Origin of the sequence: Erythrobacter sanguineus (assembly GCF_900143235.1) — a bacterium.
Classification (GTDB): Bacteria; Pseudomonadota; Alphaproteobacteria; order Sphingomonadales; family Sphingomonadaceae; genus Erythrobacter; species Erythrobacter sanguineus.
Map to the genome: position 1 here is coordinate 15672 of NZ_FRDF01000011.1, position 26075 is coordinate 41746.

28 protein-coding genes are annotated in these 26075 nt (G+C 63.8%); 13 read left to right on the forward strand and 15 right to left on the reverse strand.

Annotation, left to right across the window (positions count from 1 at the left end):
- Positions 1-32 precede the first annotated feature (32 nt).
- Positions 33-620 (reverse strand): YbhB/YbcL family Raf kinase inhibitor-like protein, encoded by a 588-nt coding sequence (locus tag BUA05_RS09945; RefSeq protein ID WP_072674715.1) that lies wholly within the window; start codon positions 618-620, stop codon positions 33-35.
- Complete coding sequence (locus BUA05_RS14555) at positions 613-870, reverse strand: hypothetical protein (RefSeq protein WP_143150298.1); 258 nt, start codon at positions 868-870, stop codon at positions 613-615. Before BUA05_RS14555 ends, BUA05_RS09945 begins: the two co-directional genes overlap by 8 nt.
- Here BUA05_RS14555 and BUA05_RS09950 point away from each other — a divergent pair.
- Entirely contained in the window at positions 869-2350 is a 1482-nt protein-coding gene (locus BUA05_RS09950; RefSeq protein ID WP_072674717.1) for a S41 family peptidase, read from the forward strand. The two genes, BUA05_RS14555 and BUA05_RS09950, sit on opposite strands and share 2 nt — an antisense overlap.
- 10 nt (positions 2351-2360) lie before the next feature.
- Here BUA05_RS09950 and BUA05_RS09955 read toward each other — a convergent pair whose 3' ends face one another.
- The 3 genes from BUA05_RS09955 to BUA05_RS09965 all read right to left on the reverse strand — a co-directional run bounded on the left by BUA05_RS09955 (position 2361) and on the right by BUA05_RS09965 (position 3929).
- The gene (locus tag BUA05_RS09955; protein ID WP_072674872.1) at positions 2361-2768 is read right to left on the reverse strand and encodes a GFA family protein; all 408 of its coding nucleotides are present in this window, start codon (positions 2766-2768) and stop codon (positions 2361-2363) included.
- Between the two features lie 29 nt (positions 2769-2797).
- Positions 2798-3238 (reverse strand): COG3650 family protein, encoded by a 441-nt coding sequence (locus BUA05_RS09960; RefSeq protein ID WP_072674721.1) that lies wholly within the window; start codon positions 3236-3238, stop codon positions 2798-2800.
- A gap of 121 nt (positions 3239-3359) precedes the next feature.
- Complete coding sequence (locus BUA05_RS09965) at positions 3360-3929, reverse strand: fasciclin domain-containing protein (protein ID WP_072674723.1); 570 nt, start codon at positions 3927-3929, stop codon at positions 3360-3362.
- A 208-nt stretch (positions 3930-4137) separates the two neighbouring features.
- Between BUA05_RS09965 and BUA05_RS09970 the strand changes: the two genes are divergently transcribed.
- Positions 4138-5370, forward strand: coding sequence for an FAD-binding domain-containing protein (locus tag BUA05_RS09970; RefSeq protein WP_072674725.1), 1233 nt, complete (start codon positions 4138-4140; stop codon positions 5368-5370).
- Between the two features lie 15 nt (positions 5371-5385).
- Here the strand turns inward: BUA05_RS09970 and BUA05_RS09975 are convergent, their stop codons facing one another.
- The 3 genes from BUA05_RS09975 to BUA05_RS09985 all read right to left on the reverse strand — a co-directional run bounded on the left by BUA05_RS09975 (position 5386) and on the right by BUA05_RS09985 (position 6370).
- Positions 5386-5736: an HPF/RaiA family ribosome-associated protein gene (locus tag BUA05_RS09975; protein WP_245790164.1), complete on the reverse strand. Its 351-nt coding sequence runs from the start codon at positions 5734-5736 to the stop codon at positions 5386-5388.
- A 91-nt stretch (positions 5737-5827) separates the two neighbouring features.
- Positions 5828-6073 (reverse strand): hypothetical protein, encoded by a 246-nt coding sequence (locus BUA05_RS09980; protein WP_072674727.1) that lies wholly within the window; start codon positions 6071-6073, stop codon positions 5828-5830.
- Positions 6074-6157: 84 nt separating this feature from the next.
- Entirely contained in the window at positions 6158-6370 is a 213-nt protein-coding gene (locus BUA05_RS09985) for a cold-shock protein (RefSeq protein ID WP_072674728.1), read from the reverse strand.
- A 619-nt stretch (positions 6371-6989) separates the two neighbouring features.
- On the opposite strand from BUA05_RS09985, the gene BUA05_RS09990 reads away from it, so the two are divergent.
- The 4 genes from BUA05_RS09990 (at position 6990) to BUA05_RS15030 (ending at position 9105) form a co-directional block, all read left to right on the forward strand.
- Positions 6990-7472, forward strand: coding sequence for a YaiI/YqxD family protein (locus tag BUA05_RS09990; RefSeq protein ID WP_072674730.1), 483 nt, complete (start codon positions 6990-6992; stop codon positions 7470-7472).
- Between the two features lie 68 nt (positions 7473-7540).
- A complete protein-coding gene (locus BUA05_RS14560) occupies positions 7541-8230 on the forward strand; it encodes a DUF5343 domain-containing protein (RefSeq protein ID WP_072674732.1) in 690 nt (229 codons plus the stop codon).
- Positions 8217-8693 carry a TIGR02391 family protein gene (locus BUA05_RS10000; RefSeq protein WP_072674734.1) on the forward strand — a complete coding sequence of 159 codons (477 nt, stop codon included), beginning with the start codon at positions 8217-8219 and terminating at the stop codon, positions 8691-8693. Before BUA05_RS14560 ends, BUA05_RS10000 begins: the two co-directional genes overlap by 14 nt.
- A 277-nt stretch (positions 8694-8970) precedes the next feature.
- Positions 8971-9105 (forward strand): hypothetical protein, encoded by a 135-nt coding sequence (locus BUA05_RS15030; protein WP_281247021.1) that lies wholly within the window; start codon positions 8971-8973, stop codon positions 9103-9105.
- An 81-nt stretch (positions 9106-9186) separates the two neighbouring features.
- Here BUA05_RS15030 and BUA05_RS10005 read toward each other — a convergent pair whose 3' ends face one another.
- The 6 genes from BUA05_RS10005 to BUA05_RS10030 form a co-directional block, all read right to left on the reverse strand.
- Positions 9187-9744 carry a DUF3833 family protein gene (locus tag BUA05_RS10005; protein WP_072674736.1) on the reverse strand — a complete coding sequence of 186 codons (558 nt, stop codon included), beginning with the start codon at positions 9742-9744 and terminating at the stop codon, positions 9187-9189.
- A complete protein-coding gene (locus BUA05_RS10010; RefSeq protein WP_084662584.1) occupies positions 9741-10337 on the reverse strand; it encodes a c-type heme family protein in 597 nt (198 codons plus the stop codon). The genes BUA05_RS10005 and BUA05_RS10010 overlap by 4 nt, the downstream gene beginning before the upstream one ends.
- A 22-nt stretch (positions 10338-10359) precedes the next feature.
- On the reverse strand, positions 10360-12264 hold the full coding sequence (thiC, locus tag BUA05_RS10015) for a phosphomethylpyrimidine synthase ThiC (RefSeq protein ID WP_072674738.1): 1905 nt from the start codon (positions 12262-12264) through the stop codon (positions 10360-10362).
- 236 nt (positions 12265-12500) lie between these two features.
- Positions 12501-13457 (reverse strand): MBL fold metallo-hydrolase, encoded by a 957-nt coding sequence (locus BUA05_RS10020; protein WP_072674740.1) that lies wholly within the window; start codon positions 13455-13457, stop codon positions 12501-12503.
- A gap of 32 nt (positions 13458-13489) precedes the next feature.
- The gene (locus BUA05_RS10025; RefSeq protein ID WP_084662597.1) at positions 13490-14782 is read right to left on the reverse strand and encodes a metal-dependent hydrolase family protein; all 1293 of its coding nucleotides are present in this window, start codon (positions 14780-14782) and stop codon (positions 13490-13492) included.
- Positions 14783-14893: 111 nt separating this feature from the next.
- Positions 14894-15904 carry a MipA/OmpV family protein gene (locus BUA05_RS10030; protein WP_084662585.1) on the reverse strand — a complete coding sequence of 337 codons (1011 nt, stop codon included), beginning with the start codon at positions 15902-15904 and terminating at the stop codon, positions 14894-14896.
- Positions 15905-16098: 194 nt separating this feature from the next.
- Between BUA05_RS10030 and crtY the strand changes: the two genes are divergently transcribed.
- The 7 genes from crtY (at position 16099) to BUA05_RS10065 (ending at position 24651) form a co-directional block, all read left to right on the forward strand.
- Complete coding sequence (gene crtY / locus BUA05_RS10035) at positions 16099-17376, forward strand: lycopene beta-cyclase CrtY (RefSeq protein WP_084662586.1); 1278 nt, start codon at positions 16099-16101, stop codon at positions 17374-17376.
- A complete protein-coding gene (locus BUA05_RS10040; RefSeq protein WP_072674741.1) occupies positions 17373-18941 on the forward strand; it encodes a phytoene desaturase in 1569 nt (522 codons plus the stop codon). Before crtY ends, BUA05_RS10040 begins: the two co-directional genes overlap by 4 nt.
- Positions 18942-18994: 53 nt before the next feature.
- The gene (locus BUA05_RS10045; protein ID WP_072674743.1) at positions 18995-19423 is read left to right on the forward strand and encodes an endonuclease domain-containing protein; all 429 of its coding nucleotides are present in this window, start codon (positions 18995-18997) and stop codon (positions 19421-19423) included.
- Entirely contained in the window at positions 19420-20001 is a 582-nt protein-coding gene (locus BUA05_RS10050; protein ID WP_072674745.1) for an LOG family protein, read from the forward strand. The genes BUA05_RS10045 and BUA05_RS10050 overlap by 4 nt, the downstream gene beginning before the upstream one ends.
- An 8-nt stretch (positions 20002-20009) precedes the next feature.
- Positions 20010-20960 (forward strand): phytoene/squalene synthase family protein, encoded by a 951-nt coding sequence (locus BUA05_RS10055; RefSeq protein WP_072674747.1) that lies wholly within the window; start codon positions 20010-20012, stop codon positions 20958-20960.
- 94 nt (positions 20961-21054) lie between these two features.
- A complete protein-coding gene (locus tag BUA05_RS10060) occupies positions 21055-22998 on the forward strand; it encodes an acetyl-CoA carboxylase biotin carboxylase subunit (protein WP_072674749.1) in 1944 nt (647 codons plus the stop codon).
- 99 nt (positions 22999-23097) lie between these two features.
- Positions 23098-24651, forward strand: coding sequence for an acyl-CoA carboxylase subunit beta (locus BUA05_RS10065; protein WP_072674751.1), 1554 nt, complete (start codon positions 23098-23100; stop codon positions 24649-24651).
- A gap of 82 nt (positions 24652-24733) precedes the next feature.
- On the opposite strand, the gene BUA05_RS10070 is transcribed toward BUA05_RS10065, so the two are convergent.
- Complete coding sequence (locus BUA05_RS10070; RefSeq protein WP_072674891.1) at positions 24734-25996, reverse strand: multidrug effflux MFS transporter; 1263 nt, start codon at positions 25994-25996, stop codon at positions 24734-24736.
- Positions 25997-26075: the final 79 nt, after the last annotated feature.

The window sequence follows — 26075 nt, forward strand, 5'->3', positions numbered from 1 at the left end:
CATCTACTCCCTTGTCTTCAGTGGCAGGTAAATCAAAATTCGTCGTCTTCCCAGCCCGCATCATCCCCCGCGCCGCCGGTGAAGGTGGCGTGGAGCACTGCGCAGGCCGTAATCGTCCCTTGCAATGATGCGAGCAGTTCCGCCCGGCTCGCGCCCGGCATAAGCACGAGCGGCAGGTCGGTAGCGAAAATCTGGAACAGGTAATGCCGCGTCTCGCCCTGCGGCGGATCGGGCAGCAGCCATTCGGAATTGCCAAAGGCATTCTTGCCGGTGCGCGGCGGAACCCCGCCCTCAAGCAGTTTGCCACGCTGGGGGGCAAGACCCCACACCAGCCAGTGGCACGCCGGCTCCCCTCCCGAGGCCGAGGCTTCCTCGACCACGATAACCAGTTCGTGCGAACCCGGCGGCGGCGCGCTCCATTCGAGCGGCGGGGCGACCGCATCCTCTTCCCCGGCGGTGAAGCTGGGATCGAGTTCATCGCCCGCGCGAAATGCAGGGCTGGTCAGCGCAAAACCTGCGCGCCCGAAGGTATCCGCACCGCCAAGCGCTGCAACCGCAAGGCCAGAATGGCGCGCTGGCGCAGGAATGTGGGGAGCAAGCCAGGCCGGAAAATCAGTCATGATTCTGTCGCTTCATCCCGTCGGTGCTAGTCCCTTCGGCGGCGAGAAACGAGACTTGGGCAAGCGGTTTTCGCCGGATTCTGAGGAAAACCCTGCGAATGCAGGCAAAAACACCACAGATTTGGCTTTTTTTGATGGTGCGCACGCGGGTTCTTGCCCCTGCGAGCGAGAAAATGCATCCCAGCAACCGTTCCGGCAGCCGTCCGGTGACACCGCCACTACCTATCCCCCCGGAGTCGCGCTCAGCCATGACCATCACCCGCACCGCAATCAGCATCGCCTTGGCCACCGCGCTGGCGGCCTGTGGCGGGGGCGGTTCCTCAACCGCACCACCAATTGCTGGAGGGCAGGTTCCGACACCTTCACCGACCCCGGCACCAACCAGTTCGGTCTGCAGCCTGCGCGCGCAGCAGGATTTTGCCGATAGCGTCATTAATGAATGGTACCTGTTCCCCAACCTGCTGGCCAATGCCAATCCGGCGGCATTCAACGACCTGCAGAACTATCTCGATGCACGCGTCGCCCCGGCGCGCGCGCAAAGCCGCGATCGCTTCTTCACCTTCGCCACTTCCATTGCCGAAGAAAATGCGCTGATCAATTCGGGCGCGAGTGCCGGGTTCGGCATCCGCCTGTTCTATGACACCGCGAACAACCGTGTGTTCGTGGTCGAAGCTTTCGAAACCGGCAACGGCTTTGGTGCCGGGCTTGACCGGGGGAGCGAACTCACCGCGATCGGCACCACCAGCAGCAACCTGCAGAGTGTCTCCGGCCTGATGGCGAGCGGTGGGCCGCAGGCGGTGGTCAACGCGCTCGGCCCCAGCACTGCGGGCACCGCGCGGGTGCTGCGCTTCGTCCAGCCCGGCGGGGCGACGATCGAGCGCAGCATCACCAAAAGCGATTTCGCACTCGATCCGCTGTCGGATCGCTACGGCGCGCTGGTGCTTGATGATGGCGGCAAGCGGGTCGGTTATCTCAACCTCAGAACCTTCATCATAGCCAATGCCAGCGATCAGCTGCGCGCAGCCTTCGGCCAGTTCGGCGCGCAGGGTGTGACCGAACTGATCATCGATCTGCGCTATAATGGCGGCGGTCTGGTCGATGTGGCCGATACGATGGGCGACCTTTTGGGATCGGGCCGGATCGGACAGGTGTGGAGCCGCACGGTGCTGCGCGCGTCCAAGGCGGACGACAACGAAACCCGTCTGTTCCGCAACGAGGTCAATGCTATCGCGCCCACCCGTATCGCCTTCATCACCAGCAGTGCCAGCGCCTCGGCGAGCGAGCTGGTGGTCAATTCGATGATCCCCTATCTCGGCAACAATCTGGCATTGGTCGGCGAAAATACCTTCGGCAAGCCGGTCGGCCAGTTCGGTTTTGATCTCGAAGCCTGTGACTTGCGCGTGCGTGCCGTCACCTTCCAGACGGTGAATGCCGATGATCAGGGCGAATATTTCACCGGGCTTGCCAGTGTCGTGCCCAATAGCTGCCGCGCCGAAGACGATTTCTTCCGCCCGCTTGGCGACCAGCGCGAAGCCTCGATCGCCGCCGCGCTCGATTTTCTTGGTGGGCGCGCATGCACCCCGATTGCCGGAACCGGCAAGGACGATATTGCCGGCGTCGATTCCGATTCCCCCCAAAGCGCAGCTGCGGTTCGTGACCTGCCGCGGCACGAGGCGCTGCGCCCGCGCCGCCCCAGCCCTGCCCAGATCGATATTCCCGGGCTGTTTTGATCAGGTCTGGTCAGAGCCCATGCGGCACCGTCTCGAAACCGGGAATGTCGCCCAGATCGACCCAATCCTGCTTGCTTTTGGTATAGCAATGAAAGGCGGGCTTCAGGATGCTGGTATCGTCCAGCGTCCCGGCCTTGATGAACATCATCCCCGGCGGACTTTCCACACGGGTGAAGACCGGCGATCCGCAGGTCCCGCAGAATTGCCGCCGCACGGTCGCCCCGCTGTCGCCGGTATCATCATAGGTGGTCACCTCGCCCTCGCATGCCACCGCGTCTTCAGGCACGCCGATAATCACCGACAGGCTGCTGCCCGCCTGGCGCTGGCAGTTCTTGCAATGGCAGGTGACGCACAACAGCGGATCGCTCTTGCAGGTATAGCGCACCTTGCCGCACAGACAGCCTCCAGTCATGGTCATGGCTTCTTCCCCCTTATCCTCGCGCCATGTCACGGCGCTTCATCGCCGGTGAACGGCTGACCGGTGGTATAGCCGCAGCCCATCAATGTCTCCCCGCCCAAAGCGATAGTGGCAAGGAAGGGAAAGCTGCGGTTGCTCATCCCGTCACTGCAATCGCCCGGCGTGAGCGTGGCCGTGAAGGCCCTGCCATCGAGATTTCCGGAAAAGCCGAGCCCGTTATTGCCGGCAAACCGATTGACGGCAAAACGCGTGCCGCCGGGGTTCTCGGGCGTCATCCACACCGCCTCGCCATCAGCGATCCGGACGTTCCAGAACGGTTCTGTTCCGGCAAGGGTGACGATTTCTTCGGGCGCGACAGCATCAAAGGCGCGCCCGCCGGGATCGATCGCATCATTGCCTGACGAACAGGCTGCAGGCAGCAGACCGGCCAGCCAGACGAAGTGGTACAAAGAGCGAAGGCGGGCGGGCATGGCAGACTCCTGTTGGCCAGAATTCTAGACCGCCCCCAGTCCGATGGCAAAGGCCGCATTGCAAAGGGGCGGCCCCGCCTTCGCGAAGTCCACCCCTGCAATCACGTCAAAGCCGATCCGCCTATTGCGGCATCATCACCGTGTCGATCACGTGGATCATGCCGTTGGAGGCCACCACATCGGTTTCCGTCACCTTGGCGGTGTTCCCGGCTGCATCGGTCAGCACCACGCCGCCATCGGCGATGGTTGCAGTAAAGGTGCCGCCGCCAACGGTGGTCACGGTGTAACCGGCATCTCCCGCTTCCTCGATCGCCGCAGTCAGCGTGGCAGCGTCAACCCCGCCTTCAACGACATGATAGGTCAGGATCGACGTGAGCGTTTCGGTATCCTCGGTGGTCAGCTTTTCCACCGTGCCTTCGGGCAGCTTGCCAAAGGCATCATTGGTCGGCGCAAAAACCGTGAAGGGGCCGGGGCCTGACAGCGTCTCGCCCAGTTCGGCAGCGGTCACTGCGGCAACCAGCGTCGAGAAGGTTTCGTCGCCTTGAGCAACTTCGACAATGTTGCCGTTCGCGGTAGCATCTTCGCTCACGGCGATTTCGTCGGCCGCAGTTTCATCGGCAGGAGTTTCGCTGCCACAGGCGACCAATGCCAGCGCAGCCGCCGAAGCGAGAGTGAAATGAATGATTTTCATGGATATAATCCCTGATTACGCCCGAAGGCCGTGGTTCGTCCTGATGTAATATCGCATCAGCAGTGACGGGGCGTTGCTCAACAATGAAGCCACCCGGGCCTTGTTGAAATGAACGGGAGCGCCGGATGTTCCGATGTTTCGCGGCCGTGCCTTGCTGGCACCAAAGCCCAACCCGGAACTTTGCCCGGGCGGTCGGGTTCCTTGTGCCATGGATTGGACCCCGACCCGTGCGCGCGGCCATGCGCGCCTCGCCGAGTTTCTGCCCGCTGCGGGCAGCACCTATGCCGAGCAGCGCAACCACGACGATGGTCCGGCCACCGAAGGGCCGAGCAATGTCTCGATGCTTTCGCCGTGGCTCCATGCCGGGCTGCTAAGCGAGGCCGAGGTGCTCGACACAGTCCTGGCACAGCACAGCCCGCGGGCGGCCGAAAAATTCGTCGCCGAAGTGTTCTGGCGCATCTATTTCAAGGGCTATCTCGAACAACGGCCGTCGATCTGGTCAGGCTATTGCGAAGGCCGCGACGCCGCGCTGGCTGCGGTAGAGCGCAATGCGGGAACGCCAATGGCCTACGCCGAAGCCACTGAAGGACGCACCGGGATTGCAGCTTTCGATGTCTGGGTGCGAGAACTGGTGGAGACTGGCTATCTCCACAACCACGCCCGGATGTGGTTTGCGAGCATCTGGATCTTCACCCTGCGGCTCGACTGGCAGCTTGGCGCGGATTTTTTCCTGCGGCACCTGATCGACGGTGATGCCGCTTCGAACACGCTATCGTGGCGCTGGGTTGCGGGGCTGCACACCAAGGGCAAGCACTATCTTGCGCGGGAAGACAATATTGCTCGCTATACCAGCGGGCGTGAACGTGGTCCGCTGGCTGCAGCAGGGTTGGCGCGAAAAGCCGAGCCACTGCATGAGCCAGCCGATTATCCCCGCAACCTGCCCGACCTTCCCCGGGCGATTACGGCGGCTGACCTCAAGCAACCGTTCGCCTTGCTGCTGCATGATGAAGCGGCGCATCATGCCCCGCTGGCACTGCCTGAAAGGCCTGCACTGGTCATCGCCGCCAGCCGCGCACACGCGCGCTCGCCCGGCGATGTCGGCGCGCCTGCTGCCGGTTTCACCAGCGGAGCAATCGCCGCCGGCATGGCAGAGGCCGCCGCGGAATTCGGCTGCCCGGCGGTCGAATGGCGCGCTGGAGAAGCGCTGGAACCGCTGCTCGCCGAAGCCGGGATTGACCGCATCGCGCTGCCGTATCTGCCGACAGGGTGGACCCGCGACGCGTTGTCGCCCGGGCTTGGCGCGCTTACAGAGCAGCACCGCATCATCACCTTGCTCAACGATCTGAACCGCGCCACCTGGCCCTTTGCCAAAGCGGGTTTTTTCGGCGTTGCCAAGCAGATCGACGCGCTGCTGGGGGAATGCGGAATCGGAGGCGGATAAGGCCCCCGGGAAAGTTCAGATGGCCTTGTCGGGCGAGGGATCGTGCCGGTGCCGCTCGGCCTTGCCGAACACGCGTTCCAGCCGCTCGGCCATGGTATTTGCCGCAATCCGGGCCGCCGCATCGACTTCCGCCGCCTTGCCGGTCACGCTGATCGGACGTCCGCCGCGCGGGCGTGCCTCGATCGTGCAATGCTTGTCGTCGCCGCCATGCTTGCGCCCGTTCACATCGGTCACATGGACCTCGATCCGGGTCAAGCGTTCCTCGAACCGTGCCAGCCGGTGACGCACCTGCTGTTCGATCCGCTCCGCCACGTTCTCGGTTCCCATCACCGAACTATCGGTATTGAACTGGAACTGCATGGTCATGGGGCTCTTCTCCTGTGCGCGTTATGCTTTTGTTGATGCACGCAATATGGAGAGGACAGGGCGGCGTGGCCAGCCCTAAAAGCGCTGTGTCTCAGCTTTCGGAATGTTCGATTTCTTCGGCCTCGGCCGCTTCATCGGCTTCGGCCGCGCGCTTGTCGGCGCGCACCTGTTCGGCCTTGGCGCGCTGCACCGCAGTCTTGCGCGCCTGTTCGGCCAGCCCGCGCCAGGTCTTTTCCGAGCGCAGCTCGCGCTCGCGCACATTGTCCAGCACGGCAGCCTCGGCGAGTGCCGCCGCTTCGTCCGCGCGTTCGCAGTAGAATTCGTAGGTCTGGGCCATGGGGTATCCTGCCGGAGAAAAGGGATGGGCGGGAAGTCTGAAGGTGGCCGGGATGCACAAGGCACCCCGGCCCCCGGTATTCGGTCAGTCAGCCGCCGAAAGGTTCACGGCGCTTTCCTTGCCATTGCGGCCGCGCTCGAGTTCGTAGTTGAGGCGCTGGTCCTTATCGAGGCTGTGCATGCCCGCTGCCTGCACGGCAGTGATATGCGCGAAGCTGTCGGACGAACCATCATCCGGCTGGATGAAGCCATAGCCCTTGTCGGCGTTGAAGAACTTTACGGTTCCAGTCTTGCTCATCAGATGTCCCTTTCAAGAACAATCAAGTAACCCGCCACACCATGCGGCGGGGAAGTGCGTCAAATCGTCCGATGAAAGGAAGTCGTCGTCTGGTTTACGCCGGGGCCGGTGGGCGATCATGCGATCAGCCCGATGGCAAGCGGCGGAGCGCAAATTTCGAAGTCCGTCGCAAATTTCGACGTCAGCATGCAGCTTGTAACACAGATGGCGGGTTTCTCCTAATTTGTGGTGTGCTCGTGTGTTGGGTGGTTGTTTTCCGCACGCCCTCCGGTGTGCGAAATCCTCGCTCCCTTTGGTCGCTGCGGGCGGCCGGTCGGCCTTGCGGCCCCTTGTCGGCACCGTTTGGTTGTGTGTGTTGGGAGGGGCGCAGCGGCAGAGGGACGCAGCGTGTAGGAGACACATGTTACACAGTCCAGGAACAGAAAAGCTGAGCGGGCGATGGGGGTGCAGAATCGCCGTGACAGCACGCCGCGCGGCGCAGGCGGCGCGCGAGTCGGGGCGGCGGGCGGGCGTGAACGGCATCGGGGCAGGATGGCGCGGATCGGGGGCTGTAGGAAAGGGGATTGCGATGCGAGGCTTCCCATTTACCGCGCCCGCCGCGCTGGGCTAGGCTGGCCCGATGTCACCTGTCACTATCCTGATCGACGCCGATGCCTGCCCGGTGAAGGACGAGATCTACCGCGTCGCCGACCGTTACCGCGCCGAAGTCCGCGTGGTCAGCAACGCCCCGTTCCGCATCCCCGACAACCCGCGGATCAAGCGCGTGGTGGTCAGCGACGGGTTCGACGCGGCCGACGACTGGATCGCCGAGGCTGCCGAGGCTCTGCCCCCAAAAACCTGCGTGGTGATCACCGCCGACATATTGCTGGCCGACCGCTGCCTGAAAGCGGGCGCGCAGGTGCTGAAACACAATGGCGAGGCGTTTACGGCGGCCAGCATCGGCGGAGCAATTGCGACCCGCGCGATCATGGCCGATTTGCGCGCCGGGATGGATGGCGTGGGAGGCGGGCCTGCGCCGTTTAGTAAGGCGGACAGGTCGCGGTTCTTGCAGGCGCTGGATCGGGTGCTGGTGGGGTTGGGTGATGAGGGGTCAATTCTGTGAATTCAAGTGCCGATCCCATTGCAAGGAACCTACCGCATGATAAGTAGCTGTAATACAGGGGTTCAACTATGGCGCATCCTTATGTTCCGAGTGGCGGGATCCTTCAGTCCGCAATCAACCAATTCCGGCAGTCCTTCCCGAAAAAGGTAGACTCGGAGACTTTGAAAAAATTGGGAATCGCGCCGGGAAATGAAAATGGCGTTATAAATGTTCTGAAATTTCTCGGCCTCACTGATGGTGAGAATACTCCAACCGAAGCTGGCCGAAATCTTTTTAGTTCTCATAGCGATAACGACTTCGGCGAAAGTCTCACAAAATGTGTCGAAACTTCTTACTCAGATTTATTCGACCTTCGCGCAGACAAAGCCTGGCAAGCCAGTCAAGATGAATTGATTTCATTCTTTCGTAGATCAGATGGATCGAGTGCTGTTGTAGGAAAGCGGCAGGCCATAACTTTCCAGACGCTCGCGTCACTAAGTGGGCAGCGCAACGAAGAAGTGTCTGCAAGGGCGCCGCGAAGCCCAAAGAAAAACTCAAATGACGAGGGCTCAAGGCCTTCTGCGAAGAAGAGGCCGGAGAAGAACTCGCCAGCGCAGAACCCCGTTGATCAACATGGTTATACGCACACCAATACGGTGCAGCCAAATGTCGCACTTACGGTTAGGGTGGAGGTAAATCTCCCAGCGAATGCCTCCAAGGAGGCTTACGACAGCATCTTTGCCAGCATTAAAAAGAATCTAATTGATGGAGCCTCTTGATCAATTTGAGTCTATCGTTCGTAGGGTTTCGTTCTTCACCAATGAACCGGCGGAGGACGAAGGGGATCGTCATCCGTTCGTTGTCAGAGATATTCATTCTGATCTACCAGCCAAGGTAAAGCGCCTGTTTGATGATGCGCATTACGCTGAAGCTACATTTGAGGCTTACAAGTTTTTGGATAAGTCGGTTGCCAAGATTGCAGGGTCGCGAGACTCAGGCCAGAAACTAATGATGACCGTATTTTCCGATAGCAGCCCCATAAAGCTAAATAGTCTCACAACTGAATCCGAAAAAGACGAGCAAAATGGTTATAAGTTTTTGTTTGCTGGTGCTATCGCAGCAGTTAGAAATCCGCGCGGTCATGAATTTGATTTCAATGATACTTTAGAGAGTTGTCTAGATCACCTTAGTTTGGCTTCTCTTCTGATCCGAAAATTGGAGAATTCAGGATATACACTTTGAAGGCATCTCGGCTGTAATAAATTTGATTCGCCGACATACCGCCCTCCGCGCCCCCCCTTCCCTCTGCGATCTCTGCGTGAAACCCTGCGACGGTTACGGGGAAGCACGAGGGTGACGGATCAGGCGCACCTACCCCTCCCCCATGCTGCGGATGACCCCTCCTTCGACAGGCTCAGGACAGGCCTCCCCGTGCCGGGTAGCCTACCCCCACATTGACACCACCCCCCATCAGGCCCACGCCCGCGCCGGGGCATCTCGCCTCTGATCGGAACACCTCATGGCCAAGGGCCAACAGAAGAAAAGCCGCGAAGCGCGTAAGCCCAAGGCGGACAAGGGGCCAAAGACCAACGCCAGCCAGCCCAGTGTAAAGCCCGGCGGGATCAAGGGGCTGGAGAATATGAAGAACAGCTAGACTGCGCGTCGCCCCCACCCCCCACCCCTCCCGCAAGCGGGAGGGGAGTGTGTCCCCGGCCTCTCCCCACAACAGCAGCTATCACGGCTGGCGGATGATATCCTCCACCAGCACCGCCGCCGTCACGCCCAGCTGGCTGACCTTGAGCACATTATGCGCGCGCTGCGCGTCTGCCGATAGCGTGAGTTCCTGCCGCACCTTGAAGCTGCCCTTCATGCGGTATTCGATCACCATCCGGTTGCCCTCACTGCGCCCGGTGACCGGCCCGATCGCGTCGGTCAGGCTGCCTTCGTAAAATCCCGGCGCGATTTCGGTCAGGCGCCATTGGCGGGTGCGCGGGCGCTTGTCGCCTTCATGGATGGTCTGATCAATCACCAGCACGCGGCGCGGGGGGGCATCCCAGCTGGCTTCGTGGCGCGGCTCGATCAAGATCCTCCCGCTGCTCTCCACCCGGACCGGCACGGGATCGGACAACGCCTTGTCGAGCGTCCCCGTCCCCGCGCTTGTCCCCACGAAGAAGGTGAAGGGATCGAAGCGCGGGGCTTCGGCGCGGGGCACGGGCGCAAAGCCCTCCGGCGTGGAGACGCAGGCGGCAAGGGTCAGCGCCAGCGAGGCGACGAGGCCGGCGCGCAGGCTCATTTCAGGAACCGTGCCGCATCCCAGCTCACCAGCAGCGCGCCGCGCAATTCGCCGGGCTGGAACCCGGTGGCGAGGTCGGCGGGGTAGAGCTGATCAATATGCGCCTTGAGGTCGGGGTCGATATTGGTGCCGTGGCACACCGAGCACGGCTGTTCCTGCATCGGGATGGCGGAGAGGAAATGCACCCTGGCGTCCGCGCCCTCGCCGGTCTGCACGATCTGGCGATTGGGCTTTCCCTCCACCACCGGCGCGGCGGCGAGCGCGGCGTAGGCTTGGGCGAGGTCATCGGGCACGCCCCCTGCCGGGTTGCGGTGCTTTGCGGCGATGCGGCTGACCTCGGCCCCGCTTGCCTCCGATTGGGCCGCGGCGATGGCGGGGGCGGCCTGCTGGCAGACCGAGACCCCGCCCTTCGCCCCGCCGGCAGCAATGGCCGCCTGAAGCTGGGCCTTGAGTTCGGCCTGAAAGCTCTGCGCAATCGGCACCGAGGCCGCGATCACGGCGGCTTCGTCAAGCGTGGGCGCGGGGGGCTGGGGCTCTCCTGCGCAGCCCACCAGCGCCGCCAGCGCGAGCGCGGCCCATCCGTGCTTGATCATCGGCGTTCCTTCCTTGTGTGCGTCAATCGTGCTCCCGGTCCCCTGCCCCGACGTAAAGCTGGCTGCCGATCTCGCGGTACTTGGCGCTCATCTCCTCCATGCCCTTGATCGCGGCCTGACGGCTCGCCTCGGCGGTGTCGGCGCCGAGTTTCTCCGAGGCGAGGAAGCTTTCGGGGCTGGAGTTCTGCTTGGCGGCGAAATCGCGGACCTCCTGGCTGATCTGCATCGAGCAGAACTTCGGCCCGCACATCGAACAGAAATGCGCCGACTTCGCGCCTTCCGCCGGGAGCGTCTGGTCGTGGTACTGCTCGGCCGTTTCGGGATCGAGGCTGAGGTTGAACTGATCGCGCCAGCGGAATTCGAAGCGGGCTTTGCTCAAGGCATCGTCGCGCACCTGCGACGCCGGATGGCCTTTCGCCAGATCCGCCGCGTGGGCCGCCAGCTTGTAGGTGATCACGCCGACCTTCACGTCGTCACGGTCGGGCAGGCCCAGATGCTCCTTGGGCGTGACGTAGCAGAGCATCGCCGTGCCATACCAGCCGATCTGTGCAGCGCCGATGCCGCTGGTGATGTGGTCATATCCCGGCGCAATGTCGGTGACGAGCGGGCCGAGGGTGTAGAACGGCGCTTCGCCGCACACCTGCAGCTGCTTTTCCATGTTCTCCTTGATCTTGTGCATCGGCACGTGGCCCGGCCCTTCGATCATCACCTGCACATCCTGCGCCCAGGCCCGGTGGGTGAGTTCACCCAGCGTGTAGAGTTCGGAGAATTGCGCTTCGTCGTTCGCATCCGCGATGCTGCCGGGGCGCAACCCATCGCCAAGGCTGTAGGCGATGTCATACGCCTTCATGATCTCGGTGATCTCGTCGAAGTGTTCGTAGAGGAAGCTCTCCTTGTGGTGGGCGAGGCACCATTTCGCCATGATCGAGCCGCCGCGGCTCACGATCCCGGTGACGCGCTTGGCCGCCATCGGGACATAGGCGAGCCGCACGCCCGCGTGGATGGTGAAGTAGTCGACGCCCTGTTCGGCCTGCTCGATCAAGGTGTCGCGGAAGATTTCCCACGTCAGCTCCTCGGCCACGCCGCCGACCTTTTCCAGCGCCTGATAGATCGGCACGGTGCCAACCGGCACGGCGGAGTTGCGGATGATCCATTCGCGGGTGTCGTGGATGTTGCGGCCCGTGGAGAGGTCCATGATCGTGTCGGCGCCCCAGCGGGTCGCCCACACCATCTTGTCGACCTCGCTCGCCACGTTCGAGGCGACAGCGGAGTTGCCGATATTGGCGTTGATCTTGACGAGGAAATTGCGCCCGATCGCCATCGGTTCGCTTTCGGGGTGGTTGATATTGTTGGGGATGATCGCGCGGCCCCGAGCGATTTCATCGCGCACGAATTCGGGCGTGATGATGGTCGGGATTTGCGCGCCCCAGCTTTGCCCGTCGCGCACCATGTCAGCCGCGATTTCGCGACCCAGATTCTCGCGTTCGGCGACATATTCCATTTCCGGCGTGATGATGCCTTGGCGCGCATAGTGCATCTGGCTGACGTTCATGCCAGCCTTGGCGCGCAAGGGACGCTTGACCGCATTGGGGAACTGCGGGACGCCGCCCGAACGATCCGGGCCAAGCTGGCCGTTATCTTCAGGCTTGATCTCGCGCCCGTCATAGGCCTCAACATCGCCGCGCGCCATGATCCAGTCACGGCGCAGCGGGGCGAGGCCGGCGTTGATGTCGATCAGCGCCTCGGGATCAGTATAGGGGCCGGAGGTATCGTAGACCCGGACGCTCGGCTCGCCGCCTTCAAGGTCGATCTCGCGCATGGCGACGCGGATACCGCTGCCGGTGCGCGCGCCGACGTAGACCTTGCGGCTGCCGCGAATGGGGCCGGTGGTGACGCCGATTTCGACGGGGCTATTGATGTCGGCCATGTCTGCTCTCTCCTCATGGCGGATGGAGCGTGGGCACATTGGTTCAAACGACCAGCCCACTCCCTCCGCCGATGTTAATCGGTTCAGGTTCAACGGGTCGGGCGATGCTAACCGCCCCTCTCAGCATTTTCCGTGTGGCCGCTCAGTCAAGCGGTTCGCGGATGGCACGCTCCCCGGGGATGGATGGAGTGTAGGCGAAGCCAAGGCAGGCATCAAGCGCCGCTTGAGGCTGGCCGCTACCTGCCGCGTGACAGGCAATAGCGATCACCGCGCCGCGCGATGTTGAAGCCGCGCTCAAGCACCTGCCTGCTCTGCGCGCTGGCGGGATCGCGGATCGGGTTGGTGTGGTTGTAGTGGATGAAGTGGACCTTTGCGCGTTGTTCAGGCGCGAGGTGCCGGAGCAGATCCATCGTGTCCGTTACGCGCGGATGGGGAATTTCCGACATATCGCGTCCGGGCAATTCGTTGTCGTCCCAGAAGGTCGCGTCGATGAAGACAAGGTCATGCCCGCGAATCTGGTCGATCAGCGTAAGGCCGGTCATGGTGTCCCAGCCCTGCCAGCGATCAATGTCAGGCAGATACAGCGCGCTGCCCGAACCGGGCATGATCCCAAAGCCGACGGTTTCCGAATATTCATCCCGATGCGGCGCCAGATAGGCGGCGACCCACAGGCGCTTGTCTTGCTCGTTCGGATTCCATGCGGCCTGCAAGTCTTCAAGCGAACGCAGGTCGATATTCCCCAGCGCCACCAGCTGGCTCCACGGCCCGTTATCGCGCAGGAAGGCGGCCAAGCGCGGCATGGCATAGACCGGCACGCCCTTGGCCCCCGCCGCCTCGCGCCCCAGCCACGCCAGCCCGAGATAATGCCCGATATGTGCATGGGTAAGGAAAATGCCGTCGATCCCCAGCCCTTGCGCGGGCGGGGCGATGGCATCGAGCATGGCCAGCTGCTCGGTGATCGCGGGCGTGGCGTCAAACAGGTAACGCTTGCCCGCCTTGCGATCGATCAGGGCGAGCGAGGCAGGCAGCAGGCGCGGCTCCGTTTCGCCCGCATGGCCGATCTGCGGGGCACCGGCATCCTGTCCTGCGCCCAGCACCACGATCTCGGCGGCGCAGGCAACAGACGGCGGTTCTGCCGGGGCAGCGGCGGAAGTAAGCGGCGCAAACGTGAGTGTCAGGGCGGCGAGCGTCATGGCACGACGCCCCAAACTCACGCGATCACGCCTCACTCGATCACCCGCCCCCGCACCATCACGAAGTCCACTTCCTCCAGCACCGTCACATCGGCCAGCGGATTGCCATCGACCGCGATGATATCCGCCGAATAGCCGGGCGCGAGCTTGCCGATCTGGCTCTCCATCCCCAGCACTGTGGCAGCGCCGGTGGTGGCGCTGGCCAGCACTTCGCGGTCACTCATGCCCTGTTTGCGCATCAGGCCCAGTTCCTCGGCGTTGCGGCCATGCTGGAACACGCCGGCGTCGGTGCCGAACACAACCGTGACACCATGTTCGCGGGCGCGGCTGACCAGCGTGGCCATCAAGGGCTGCACGGCGCGGATCTTGTCCTCGACCACGGGGGTGTAGACGCCCTTGCCCAGCCCTTCGCTGACGCCTTCCAGCGCCATCAGGGTTGGCACCAGCACGGTGCCATTGGCCTTCATCGCGCGTGCCGCGGCTTCATCCAGATAGGTGCCGTGTTCAATCGAATCGATGCCCGCTTCGGCGGCCTGCTGGATGCCGCGCGCGCCGTGGGCGTGGGCCATGACTTTCAGGCCAAGGCTGTGCGCGGTGTCGGCGATGGCCTTCATTTCCTCGGGCGTGAAGTGGGCTTCGAGGCCCCGGCCCTGCTGCGAAAGCACACCGCCGGTCGCGGTGATCTTGATCACGTCGGAACCGTTCTGGCTGGCGAGGCGCACCTTGGCCGCGCACTCGATCGCGCCGGTGCAGGTGAAGCCAGAATCGAGCAATTCGTTCACTTCAGGGCGGAAGCCGTTGACGTCGGCGTGACCGCCGATGATCGCCAGCGCCGGGCCAGCCGCGACAATGCGCGGTCCCGGTATCACGCCTTCCGCCGTGCCGCGCCGCAGGGCAAAGGCGGTTTCGGTGCCGCTGCCCGCTTCGCGCACGGTGGTGAAGCCTGCACGCACGGTGACGAGGGCATTCTTGGCGCCGACCACCACGCCCCATTCATCCGGCTCGGTCGCTTCCTTCCAGAAATCGCCGCCCGGATCGCCGGTCAAATGGGTGTGGAGATCGATCAGGCCGGGCAGCACGGTCTTGCTGCCGAGGTCGATTTCGCGGTCGGCGGTGACGCCATTGGCAAGCGGGCCGGTGCCGGGGGTGATCGACACGATCCTGCCGTCGGTGACAATGATTGTCGCCGGGCCGCTTGGCTCGCTCGCGGCGTCGGTGATGACGCTGCCTGCGCGGATCGCCACGGTTTCGGCGGCCAGCGGCGCGGCCAGCACCGTGCCCAGCGCCCCCGCAAGACCTGCCATCCAGCGCGTTGTTACGATCATCAATTCTCTCCCCGCAAACACTGCGAACCCGCGCCTGTGATGCGCCGCGTCAGTCGCCAAGGCAAGCCCCGCCACGCAATTGCGCGAACCGCGCAAGCCAGCGCGCGCGAACTAGAACGTGTAACCAAGCCCCAGGCCGACCAGGAACTGGTTGGGGCTGCCGCGCAGCGCCGTGTAGGGATTGTCCGCCCCGTCACCGATCATCCGCGAATAGCCGGTCAGCCCGTAGACATTGAGCCCGCCATTAAGCGCATTGCCATCCAGATCGACGGTTACGATCGCCAGCGTGCCGATGCGGTTGAGGCCCCCGTCGGCGGCAAACACCGGCAGCCCGCTGGCCGCGCTTTGCGCCGGGCTGACCGAGAAATAGTAATCGGCAAAATTGTCATCGATGATCTCTGCCGTTGCGCCGACCTGCACCAGCATCCCGCGCCCGATCGGGGTGGCATAGGTCACACCCGGTTCGATCACGCGGCCTTCATGCGCGCCCAGCACATCCCAGCGGACATTGGCCGAAACCGTCAGCGAATCGAAGCGGTTCAATATCCCGGGAAAGCTGAGACCGGCATTGAGTCCGACTTCGAGCGCATTGTCGAGCCGCCCGGCGGCGTTCACCACATCATCGCCGCTATCGACCGCGCGGTCGTTGCGGAACCGGAAGGTCGGGCCAAGCGAGACGGTCGGCGTCTTCTTGCGCGACACCAGCGTCGGCTGCGGCGACAGGAAATCGAGCGTCAACCCCGCCGCTGCCGGACGAAAGCCGACCCCGCCAACCCGGCCGACGATCAGCGGCAGCGGGAAGAACTGGAAATTGTCCGAACCCGCATAGGTCGGCACCAGCCCGGCACCAAGGCCGATGGTCGCCCAGTTCTTGTCAAACACGGTCTTGAACGGCGGCCCGCCCGCAGGGGCCGCGCCCGGGGCGCCTGCCGGCTGATCGGGTTGTTGCGCAGGCTGCGCTGCGGCCGTGCCCGCCGCAGCCAGATCGAACGCGGCGACTGCGCGCGCCTCGGCATCGGCCTCGCCCTCTGCATGGGTTTCACCGGCGAAAGCGGGCGCTGCACCGAAGATGAACAACCCAGCGCAAAGGGCAAGCGGCGAGGCGGCGATGAAGGACTTCATGATGCGATCCTCAGGTTAGGCCTTGATTCAGGGCTTGGCGGTGATGCGAACACTTCTCAAAAACAGCGATGCGCCCTTATGTTCCCGCGCGTGATGTTGCAACATGCTTTCATGCTCAAAAACCCGGTAAACACCCGGCCAACCCCCGCCGCATCATTGCCGTTCGGGTCGGGCTCGCCTAGGGCTGGAAACGCATGAACGAGTCACGGCAAAATCCCGCACCTGACAGCGCCGCACCTGACACAGCTGCCCCGCATGATGTGATCATCGTTGGCGGCGGACTTGCCGGCGGGCTGATCGCGCTGGCGCTACACCGCCACGCGCCCGATTGCCGGTTCCAGCTGGTCGAGGCCGGGCGCACGCTGGGCGGGCATCACCGCTGGAGCTGGTTTGCCACCGATACCCGCCCCGCGGCGCAGGGGCTGATGTCGGGCTTTGCGCTGAATGGCTGGGATGAAGGCTATGACATAACCTTTCCTCGCCTTGGCCGCACGCTGCCGACCTCTTACCGATCGCTCGCCAGCGCCGAATTTCACCGCGCATTGACCGCCGAGCTTCCCGCTGACCGCGTGCTGCTGGAGACCAGGGCAGCACAGCTTGATGCGGGCGGCGTGACGCTGGCCGATGGCACGCGGGTGGCAGCCAGACGCGTGATCGATTGCCGCCCGTTCCGTTCGTCAAATCACCTTGCCGGCGGGTGGCAGGTGTTCCTTGGCCAGCAGTTCCGCTGCGAAACGCCCCACGGCCTCACCCGTCCTGTTATCATGGATGCCAGCGTCGATCAGATTGCCCCGCATGGCAACGGCGCGGCCTACCGCTTCGTCTATGTCCTGCCGCTGTCGCCGACCGAGGTGTTCATCGAGGATACCTACTACGCCGATCAGCCGAAGATGGATGCCGAGGTGCTGAAAGGCCGGGTCGCCGAATATGCCCATCGCAACGGCTGGAAGGGCGAGGTGGTGGATCAGGAAGCGGGCATTTTGCCGGTGATTTCGGGCGGGAACTTCGCTGCGGCGCAGGCAGAGATCGCCATTCCCGGCGTCGCGCTGGCGGGCGCGCGCGGCGGGTTTTCGCATCCGCTCACCAGCTACACCCTGCCCTTCGCTGCCGATAATGCGCTTGCCATCGCGCAGGCGATCGCGGCGCGTCCCGACCTTTCGGGCCATGAACTCGCCGCCTTCTGCGCGCGCCGGGCGAAACGCCACTGGCGCGCCACCGCCTATTACCGGATGCTCAGCCGGATGCTGTTCGAGGCGGCTGAACCGGACAAGCGGGTGGTGGTGTTCGAACATTTCTACGCGCTCAGGGGCCAGCTGGTGGAACGCTTCTATGCCGGCCGTTCGACCTGGCCCGATCGTCTGCGCATCCTTACCGGCAAACCGCCCGTAACTATCCCGCGTGCGATCCGTGCGCTGTTTTCCTCAGGTAAGCCCCTGGACACCAAGCCTCTCAAGATGGAGACCCCGGCATGAACGCCGATGTGAAGATCGACCTTTCGGGCAATACGGCTGCAAAAGGCATCCACCCGGCGCTGGCAGAACGCTATGCCGGGCGCAGCGCCTGCGTGATCGGGGCGGGCTTTGGCGGGATGGCGCTGGCCCTGCGGTTGCAATCGGCGGGCATCGCCACCACCGTGATCGAAGGCCGCGACAAGCCGGGCGGCCGCGCCTATTTCTGGGAGCGCGACGGCTTCACCTTCGATGGCGGGCCGACGGTCATCACCGACCCCCCGTGTCTGAAGGAATTGTGGGAGCTGACCGGCCACGACATCGCCGAAGATGTCGAGTTGATGAAGGTCATGCCGTTCTATCGCCTCAACTGGCCCGACGGCACCAATTTCGAATATTCGAACGACGAGGAAAGCCTCAACGCCGAAATTGCCAAGCTCAATCCGGCGGACGTGGCAGGCTATGCCCGCTTCCTCGAATATTCGGCGCGGGTCTATGAAGAAGGCTATCTCAAGCTTGGCACCAAGCCGTTCCTCGATTTCAAGTCGATGCTGAAAGCCGCCCCTGCCCTGATCAAGGAACAGGCATGGCGCAGCGTCTATTCGATGGTGTCGAGCTATATCGAGCACCCCAAGCTGCGCGAAGCCTTCAGCTTCCATTCGCTGCTGGTGGGCGGCAATCCGATGAACACCTCGTCCATCTACGCCCTGATCCACAAGCTGGAAAAGGACGGCGGCGTGTGGTGGGCGCGCGGCGGCACCAACCGGCTGATCGCCGGCATGGTGCGCCATTTCGAACGGCTGGGCGGCACGATGCGCGTCGGCGATCCGGTGGTGCAGGTGCATACCCTCGGCACCAAGGCGACCGAAGTCGAAACCAAAAGCGGCTTTCGTCAGCGGTTCGATGCGGTGGCGAGCAACGCCGACATCATGCATTCCTACAAGGACCTGATGTCGGGCTCCGCGCGCGGCAAGCAGATGGCCAAAAGCCTGAACCGCAAGAGCTTTTCCCCCTCGCTCTTCGTGGTGCATTTCGGGTTGGAGGGCACCTGGCCCGGTATCCCGCACCACATGATCCTTTTCGCCAAGCGGTATAAGGGCCTGCTTGACGACATCTACAAGAACGGCGTGGTGCCGGAAGATTTCGCGATCTACCTCCACCACCCCACCGTGACCGATCCCAGCATGGCGCCTGAAGGCAAGAGCACCTTCTACGCGCTCGTGCCGGTCAGCCACATGGGCAAGATGCCGCTGGATTGGGACGATGTCGGGCCGAAGCTGGAAAAGATGATCCTCGACGAGCTTGGCCGCCGCCTGATCCCCGACATCCACGACCGGATCATCACCAAGTTCAGCTACGCGCCCAAGGACTTCAAGCAGGACTTGAACGCCCACATGGGCAGCGCCTTCAGCCTTGAGCCGGTGCTGTGGCAGAGCGCTTACTTGCGCGGCCACAACCGTGACGATGTGATCGACAATTACTACCTCGTCGGTGCGGGCACCCATCCGGGCGCAGGCATCCCCGGCGTGGTGGGGAGCGCCAAGGCGACCGCCGGGCTGATGCTGGAGGATCTGGCGAAGGTGAGTTGAAATCCTCCCCTTAAGGGGAGGGGGACCGTCCGTAGGACGGTGGAGGGGCGAGCATGATCAGAGGCCAAAGCAATACGGTCAAGCTCGCCCGCAAACTCCGCAGCGAAATGACCCCGCCGGAAGTTGCCTTGTGGCAGGCGTTGCGCAAGCGCCCCGGCAGCCACAAATTCCGCCGCCAGCACCCTGCCGGTATCTACATGCTCGATTGCTTCTGTGCCAAGGCGCGGCAGTCAATCGAGATCGATGGCAAGGCGCATGATAACACCGCGGTAATGGCAAAGGACGCGGCGCGCTCGCAATTCTTGCACCAACAGGGCATCGCCACCACGCGCATCCCGGCGAAACTTGTGCTTGAAGATATTGAAGCTGTGGTTCAGCGGCTGGTGCAGATTTGCGATGAAAGAATGGAACGCATGACCTGTTCGCCCCTCCACCATGCTGCGCATGGTCCCCCTCCCCTTGCACGGGAGGATCGCGTGTGAAACGTCTCGCCGTCTATTGCGGTTCGGCTTCGCCCGATGACCCGCGCTACATCCAGCTCGCCTATGATGTCGGCGCGGAGCTCGCGCAGCGCGACATCGGGTTGGTCTATGGCGGAGGCAAGCTCGGGCTGATGGGCGCGGTCGCCAAGGGGGCGAAGGATGCGGGCGGCGAAGTCATCGGCATCATCCCCGAACACCTCGTCAAGGCCGAAGTCGCCAACCACGATTGCGACGAATTGATAACCGTCAGCGGTATGCACGAACGCAAGCAGAAGTTCACCGATCTTTCGGATGGCTTCGTGACGCTTCCTGGCGGGGTCGGCACGATGGACGAATTGTGGGAGGCGATGAGCTGGTCGCAGCTGGGCTATCACTCCGACCCGGTGGGCGTGCTCAACGCGTTCGGTTTCTATGACGATCTGCTCGCCTTCAACGCGAAGATGGCGGCAGTCGGCTTCGTCCGTCCCGCGCATCAGAACATCCTGATCGCAGCAACTTCGATCCACGAATTGCTGGCCAAGATGGCGGCCTATCAGCCCCACACCCCGATCTTCCGCATGAAGGCCGAGGAGCTGTAAGCCTCGCCATGCCAGTCGATCCCGCCACCCGCGCCGCGCTGGTTGAACATGCACGGCTGTCGATCAAGAAGGGCTCGCAGAGCTTTTCCGCCGCCGCGCGCCTGTTCGACCGCGAAACGCGCGAGCGTGCGTGGCTGCTGTATGCCTGGTGCCGCCGCGCGGACGACATTGCCGATAACCAGGACATGGGCGGGGAGTTGGGCGACCAGTCCGATCTGGGCGAGCGGCTTGCATTGATCCGCCGCCTGACCGCTCTGGCGTTCGCAGGTGAGCCGACCGGCGATCCGGCCTTCGACGCTCTGGGCGTGGTCGCCGCCGAGGTGGGTCTGACCCCGCAGATGGCCGAGGATGTCATCGCCGGGTTCCAATTGGACGCGGAAGACTGGCGCCCGCGCACCGAGGCCGATATGCTGCGCTATTGCTACCACGTGGCGGGCGCGGTGGGCGTGATGATGGCGGTGGTGATGGGGGTTTCGCCTGACGATCAGGAAACGCTCGACCGGGCGAACGACCTTGGCCTTGCCTTCCAGCTGTCCAACATCGCCCGCGATATCGTGGAAGATGACGCGGCGGGGCGGTGCTACCTCCCTGTCATGTGGCTGGTCGAGCAGGATATCGAGCCGGGCCAGCACACCAAACCGCACCACCGCAAGGAACTCGCCGCGATGGCGGCAAGGCTGGTGGCCTTGGTGGAAAAGCACGAGGCGGCAGCGCGGGTGGGCGCGGCCAAGCTCCCCTTCCGCAGCCGCTGGGCCGTGCTGTCTGCTGCGCGCATCTATGGCGCAATCGGGCGCAAGGTCAGAAAGCGCGGGCCGGAGGCGTGGAATTCCCGCACCTATGTGCCGCGCGCGGAAAAAGCGCTGTATGGCGTGCGTGCGTTTCTCTCGGCGGTGATCAACCGCGAGAAGATTCCGGAGGGCGGGATCGACTGGGGCATCGCGGATTACCGGCCGCACTAGCCCAATTCCGTTCGCCTCGAGCGAAGTCGAGAGGCCGGGTCCAGGTGTCTCGACTACGCTCGACACGAACGGAGGGCGCGGCTAACCCCCACCCATGATCACCAAACTCCTGATCGCCAATCGCGGCGAGATCGCCTGCCGCATCATGCGGACTGCGCGGACAATGGGCGTAGCGACGGTCGCGGTCTATTCCGATGCCGATGCCAAGGCGCTGCACGTGCGCCAAGCGGACGAGAGCGTGCATATCGGCCCCTCGCCTGCGGCCGAGAGCTATCTGGTGGGCGCGAAGATCATCGCGGCGGCGCAAGCGACCGGGGCTGATGCGATCCATCCGGGCTATGGCTTCCTCTCGGAGAACGCCGACTTTGCGCAGGCCGTGATCGACGCAGGCCTCATCTGGGTCGGCCCCAAGCCTGCCAGCATCCGCGCGATGGGCCTGAAGGATGCGGCCAAGGCGCGGATGATCGAGGCGGGCGTTCCCGTGACGCCGGGCTATCTCGGTGCGGATCAATCGGTGGAGCGGCTCACGACGGAAGCCGAAGCCATCGGCTACCCCGTCCTGATCAAGGCGGTCGCAGGCGGCGGCGGCAAGGGGATGCGCAAGGTCGATGCCCCCGATGACTTCGCCGCGTCGCTGGAATCCTGCCGCCGCGAGGCCAAGGCCAGCTTCGGTAATGACGAGGTCTTGCTCGAAAAATGGATCACCTCGCCCCGCCATATCGAGGTGCAGGTGTTCGGGGACAGCCACGGCAACGTCGTCCACCTGTTCGAGCGCGACTGCTCGCTCCAGCGCCGCCACCAGAAGGTGATCGAGGAAGCCCCCGCCCCCGGCATGGACGCAGCCACCCGCGAGGCGATCTGCGCTGCCGCCGTACGCGCGGCGAAGGCGGTCGATTACGAGGGTGCGGGCACCATCGAGTTCATCGCCGATGCCAGCGAGGGACTGCGCGCCGACCGCATCTTCTTCATGGAGATGAACACCCGCCTGCAAGTCGAACACCCCGTCACCGAGGAAATCACCGGGGTCGATCTGGTCGAATGGCAGTTGCGCGTGGCGAGCGGGGAGGTGTTGCCGAAGCGGCAAGACGAGCTGTCGATCAACGGCCATGCGATTGAAGCGCGGCTTTATGCGGAGGACCCGGCGAAGGGGTTTTTGCCGAGCACGGGGCGGCTTGATCATTTCGACCTCGGGCATGAGGGTCGGATCGAGACCGGGGTCGAGGAGGGCGACGAGATCAGCCCGAACTACGACCCAATGATCGCAAAACTGGTCGCTCATGGCAATGAGCGGGAAGCGGCGCGCGAGCTTCTGTTGGAGATGATCCAGTCCGCATGGGTCTTTCCAGTCAAGTCGAACGCAGCTTTTCTGGCTAGCTGTCTGAAGGATGAGTCTTTCATTTCGGCAGACCTAGACACCGGGTTGATCGAGCGGCGAGGAGAAACGCTGACCGAAATCGACGTTCCGAAGGTGGCGCTAGGTGCAGGGGCGCTCGCTTATCTTGAACCTCATCTCCCCACCAAGATCCTCGCTCCTTTGACCGATGCTTCCGGGCAGGTGGGTTGGGCGCCGGTCGGCAAGGATCGATTCAACTCGATGTTCGGCTTTCGTCTGAACGGCCCGGCAAACCGCAAGGTTCGGTTGTCCGTCGATGGACGCGCTGAAACGGTCGATCTCGACCACACCGGCATCCAAAAACCCAGCCAGCGCAACTGGCGCAAGAAAGGCGTCTGGGTTCAGAAAGGCGAGAGCCTTTCCCACTATTTCGCAGCGGAACCTCGTGCAGAACGCGGCCAAGCCTCCGCCGCCGATGGCGCTATCATCGCGCCGATGCCGGGCAAGGTCATCGCGGTCGATGTGAGCGAAGGCCAGACCGTCACCGCCGGGCAGCGGCTGCTGGTGCTCGAGGCGATGAAGATGGAACACGCCCTCACCGCGCCCTTCGACGGGGTGATCGAGGGGCTGGCGGTCAGCGCGGGCGGGCAGGTGCAGGTTGACACAGTCCTGTGCCGGGTGGTGCCTGCTGCCTCAGAAGAATAATACGTCACCCCAGCGAAAGCTGGGGTCTCAGGCCACCTCGCGCTACGCCGCCCTAGATCCCAGCTTTCGCTGGGATGACGATTTGCATAAGGGTTACCAATGACCTGGGCCAAAGAACTCAAAGAACTGCGGCAACGCGAGGCGCTCGCCGAGCAGATGGGCGGCGCGGACAAGGTTGCGCGGCAGCATGGGCGCGGGAAAATGGACGCCCGCGCGCGGCTGGCGGCGCTGTGCGACGAAGGTAGCTTCCGCGAAATCGGCAAGATTGCGGGCTCGGCCAAGTATGACGCCAACGGCGACCTTGCCAGCGTCACCCCCGCCCCCTTCCTGTTCGGCAAGGCCACCATCAACGGCCGCCCGGTGGTCGCCACCGCCGACGATTTCACCATCCGCGGCGGCGCGGCGGACGCGGGGATTGCGCGCAAGATGGTGCAGGCCGAGATGATGGCGCACCAGTTGAAACTGCCGATCATCCGCATGATCGACGGCACCGGCGGCGGCGGCAGCGTGAAGACGCTCGAAAAGATCGGCGCGACCTATATCCCCGCCGTGCCCGGCTGGGGCGATGTGGTGACCAATCTCGACACCGTGCCGGTGGTGGCGCTGGCGCTTGGGCCGACAGCGGGCCTCGGCGCGGCGCGCACTGTCGCCAGTCACTACTCGATCATGGTCAAGGGCCTCTCGCAGATCTTCGCCGCTGGCCCCGCCGTGGTCGATGGGCTGGGCGAGGCTTACAAGGGCGGCGCGGCCAATCACGAGGAGGCCAAGGAGGCGCTCGGCGGATCGGCGATCCACACCCGCAACGGCGTGGTCGATGACGAGGTCGCCAGCGAGGCCGAGGCCTTCGCCCGCGCGCGGCATTTCCTCAGCTTCATGCCCGAATATGTCGGCCAGCCTGCAAGGCGCTCGGCTTGCGATGACCCCGCAGACCGGCGCGAGGAGGCGCTGCTCAGCCTCGTGCCGCGTGATCCGAAGCAGGTCTATTCGATGCGGCGCTGCATGGAGATGGTGTTCGATTCCGGCACCGTGTTCGAGATCGGCAAGCACTGGGGCCGCGCCGCGATCACCGCGCTGGCGCGATTGGATGGCTGGCCGGTCTGCGTCATCGCCAGCGATCCCAGCTATCTAGGCGGATCGTGGGAGGCCAGGACCAGCGAGAAAGTCGAACGCTTCGTGCGCCTCGCCGACCAGTTCCGCCTGCCGGTCGTGCATCTGGTCGATAACCCCGGCTTCATGATCGGGCGCGAGGCAGAAATGGCGGGGACGATCCGCTACGGCGTCAATGCGATGAACGCAATTTACCGCGCCACCGTCCCGCTCGCCAGCATCGTGCTGCGCCGCGCCTATGGCATTGCCGGGAGCGCGATGAGCAATGCCGATCGGTATCAATACCGCTATTGCTGGCCGAGCGGGGACTGGGGGAGCCTGCCCATCGCAGGCGGGCTGGAGGTCGCCTACAAGGCCGAGCTGGAAGCCTCGGACGATCCGGCGGCGCTGCTTGAGGAGATCCGCGAACGGCTCGGAAAGGTCACCTCGCCGTTCCGGTCAGCCGAACGCTTCAATGTCGAGGACATCATCGACCCGCGCGACACGCGGCCGCTGCTGTGCGAATTCGCCGGACTGGCGTGGCGGCGGTTGGAGAGTGAGCAATAGTCCCACCCCCAGCCCCTCCCGCAAGCGGGAGGGGAGCGAGACTTAGCGAGCCGCAGGCGAGATTAGTCGCAGCGGGGTGGGCCTACTCCGCAGGCGCGCTTCCCATACCCGCCTCGGCATCGCTCGGTCCGAACAGCTTGCCCTTTTCGCTCACCAGCACCAGCACCAGACAGGTGAGGCCCGACGCCAGCAGTGACAGCGCCAGCGGCTGTGCCGTGCCATCGAAGGCATAGCCGATCGCCCCGCCCAGCAGCGCTGCCATGGTCATGCGCACGAACCCGTGGGCCGAACTGGCCGCGCCCGCGATATTGAAGAAGGGGTTCATCGCGATTGCGCCGAAATTGCTGCCGATAAAGCCCAGCAGCGCCATGTTGATCGCCATCAGCGGCACGAACACCCACAGGCTTTCGCCCGGCTGGAAGGCAAAGAACACCTGCGCGCCGCTGACCGCGATGAACACGAACAGCGCGGCGTGACTGACCCGCCGGGCGCCGAAGCGTTCGACAATGCGCGAATTCGACCAGCTCGCCACCGCCATCGACCCGGCGCAAATCCCGAACACCAACGGGAAGATGTCGCCCGCGCCAAATGTCTCGGTGATCAATTGCTGCGAGGAGTTGATGAAGCCGAACAGGGCGCCAAACACCAGCGCAGAACCGAAGACGTAACCGACCACGCTGGGCAGGGCGAGCGCGCGGGTCATGTTGACGGCGATGGTACGCAGATGGATCGGCTGGCGGTTGTCGGGCGCAAGGCTTTCAGGCAGGCGCAGGTGCACCCATGCGCCCACGGCTACGCCCATCACCGCCATAAAGCCGAAAATCGCGCGCCAGTCAGCCACCAGCAGGATCGCCTCGCCGATGCTGGGGGCAACGGCGGGCACCATCAGGAAGATCACGAAGATCAGGCTCATCATCCGCGCCATCTTGTCGCCACCCACCCGGTCGCGGATGATCGCGGGCGGCAGGGCAACGGTCCCGGCCGCGAAGAATCCCTGCGCCGCGCGCACCGCAATCAGCGTGTCATAGGTGGGCGCAATCGCGCTCAGCAGTGACAGCAGGATATAGACCAAGATCGATCCCAGCAGGATCGGCCGCCGCCCGAACCGGTCAGCCAGCGCTCCGGGCAGCAGCGCGCCGATCCCGGCGGTCAGCAGATAGACCCCGATCACGAACTGGCGGGCATTGCCATCCACCCCGAGATCAACCGCAAGTTCATCAAGCGCCGGGAGAATCGCGTCGATGCCGAAAGCGTTCAAGGCCATCAGCAGCGCCATCATCCACAACAGCTCGGTTTCGCCGATCACCTTGCGGACGGACGTGGACGGGGCAAGCGTGGTGGCCATGGTGGGCCCATTGCCGATTGGTTCGCCCGATGACCACTGTTCTTTTCGCATATGCACAAAATCGTGAGCGGGCATGAAA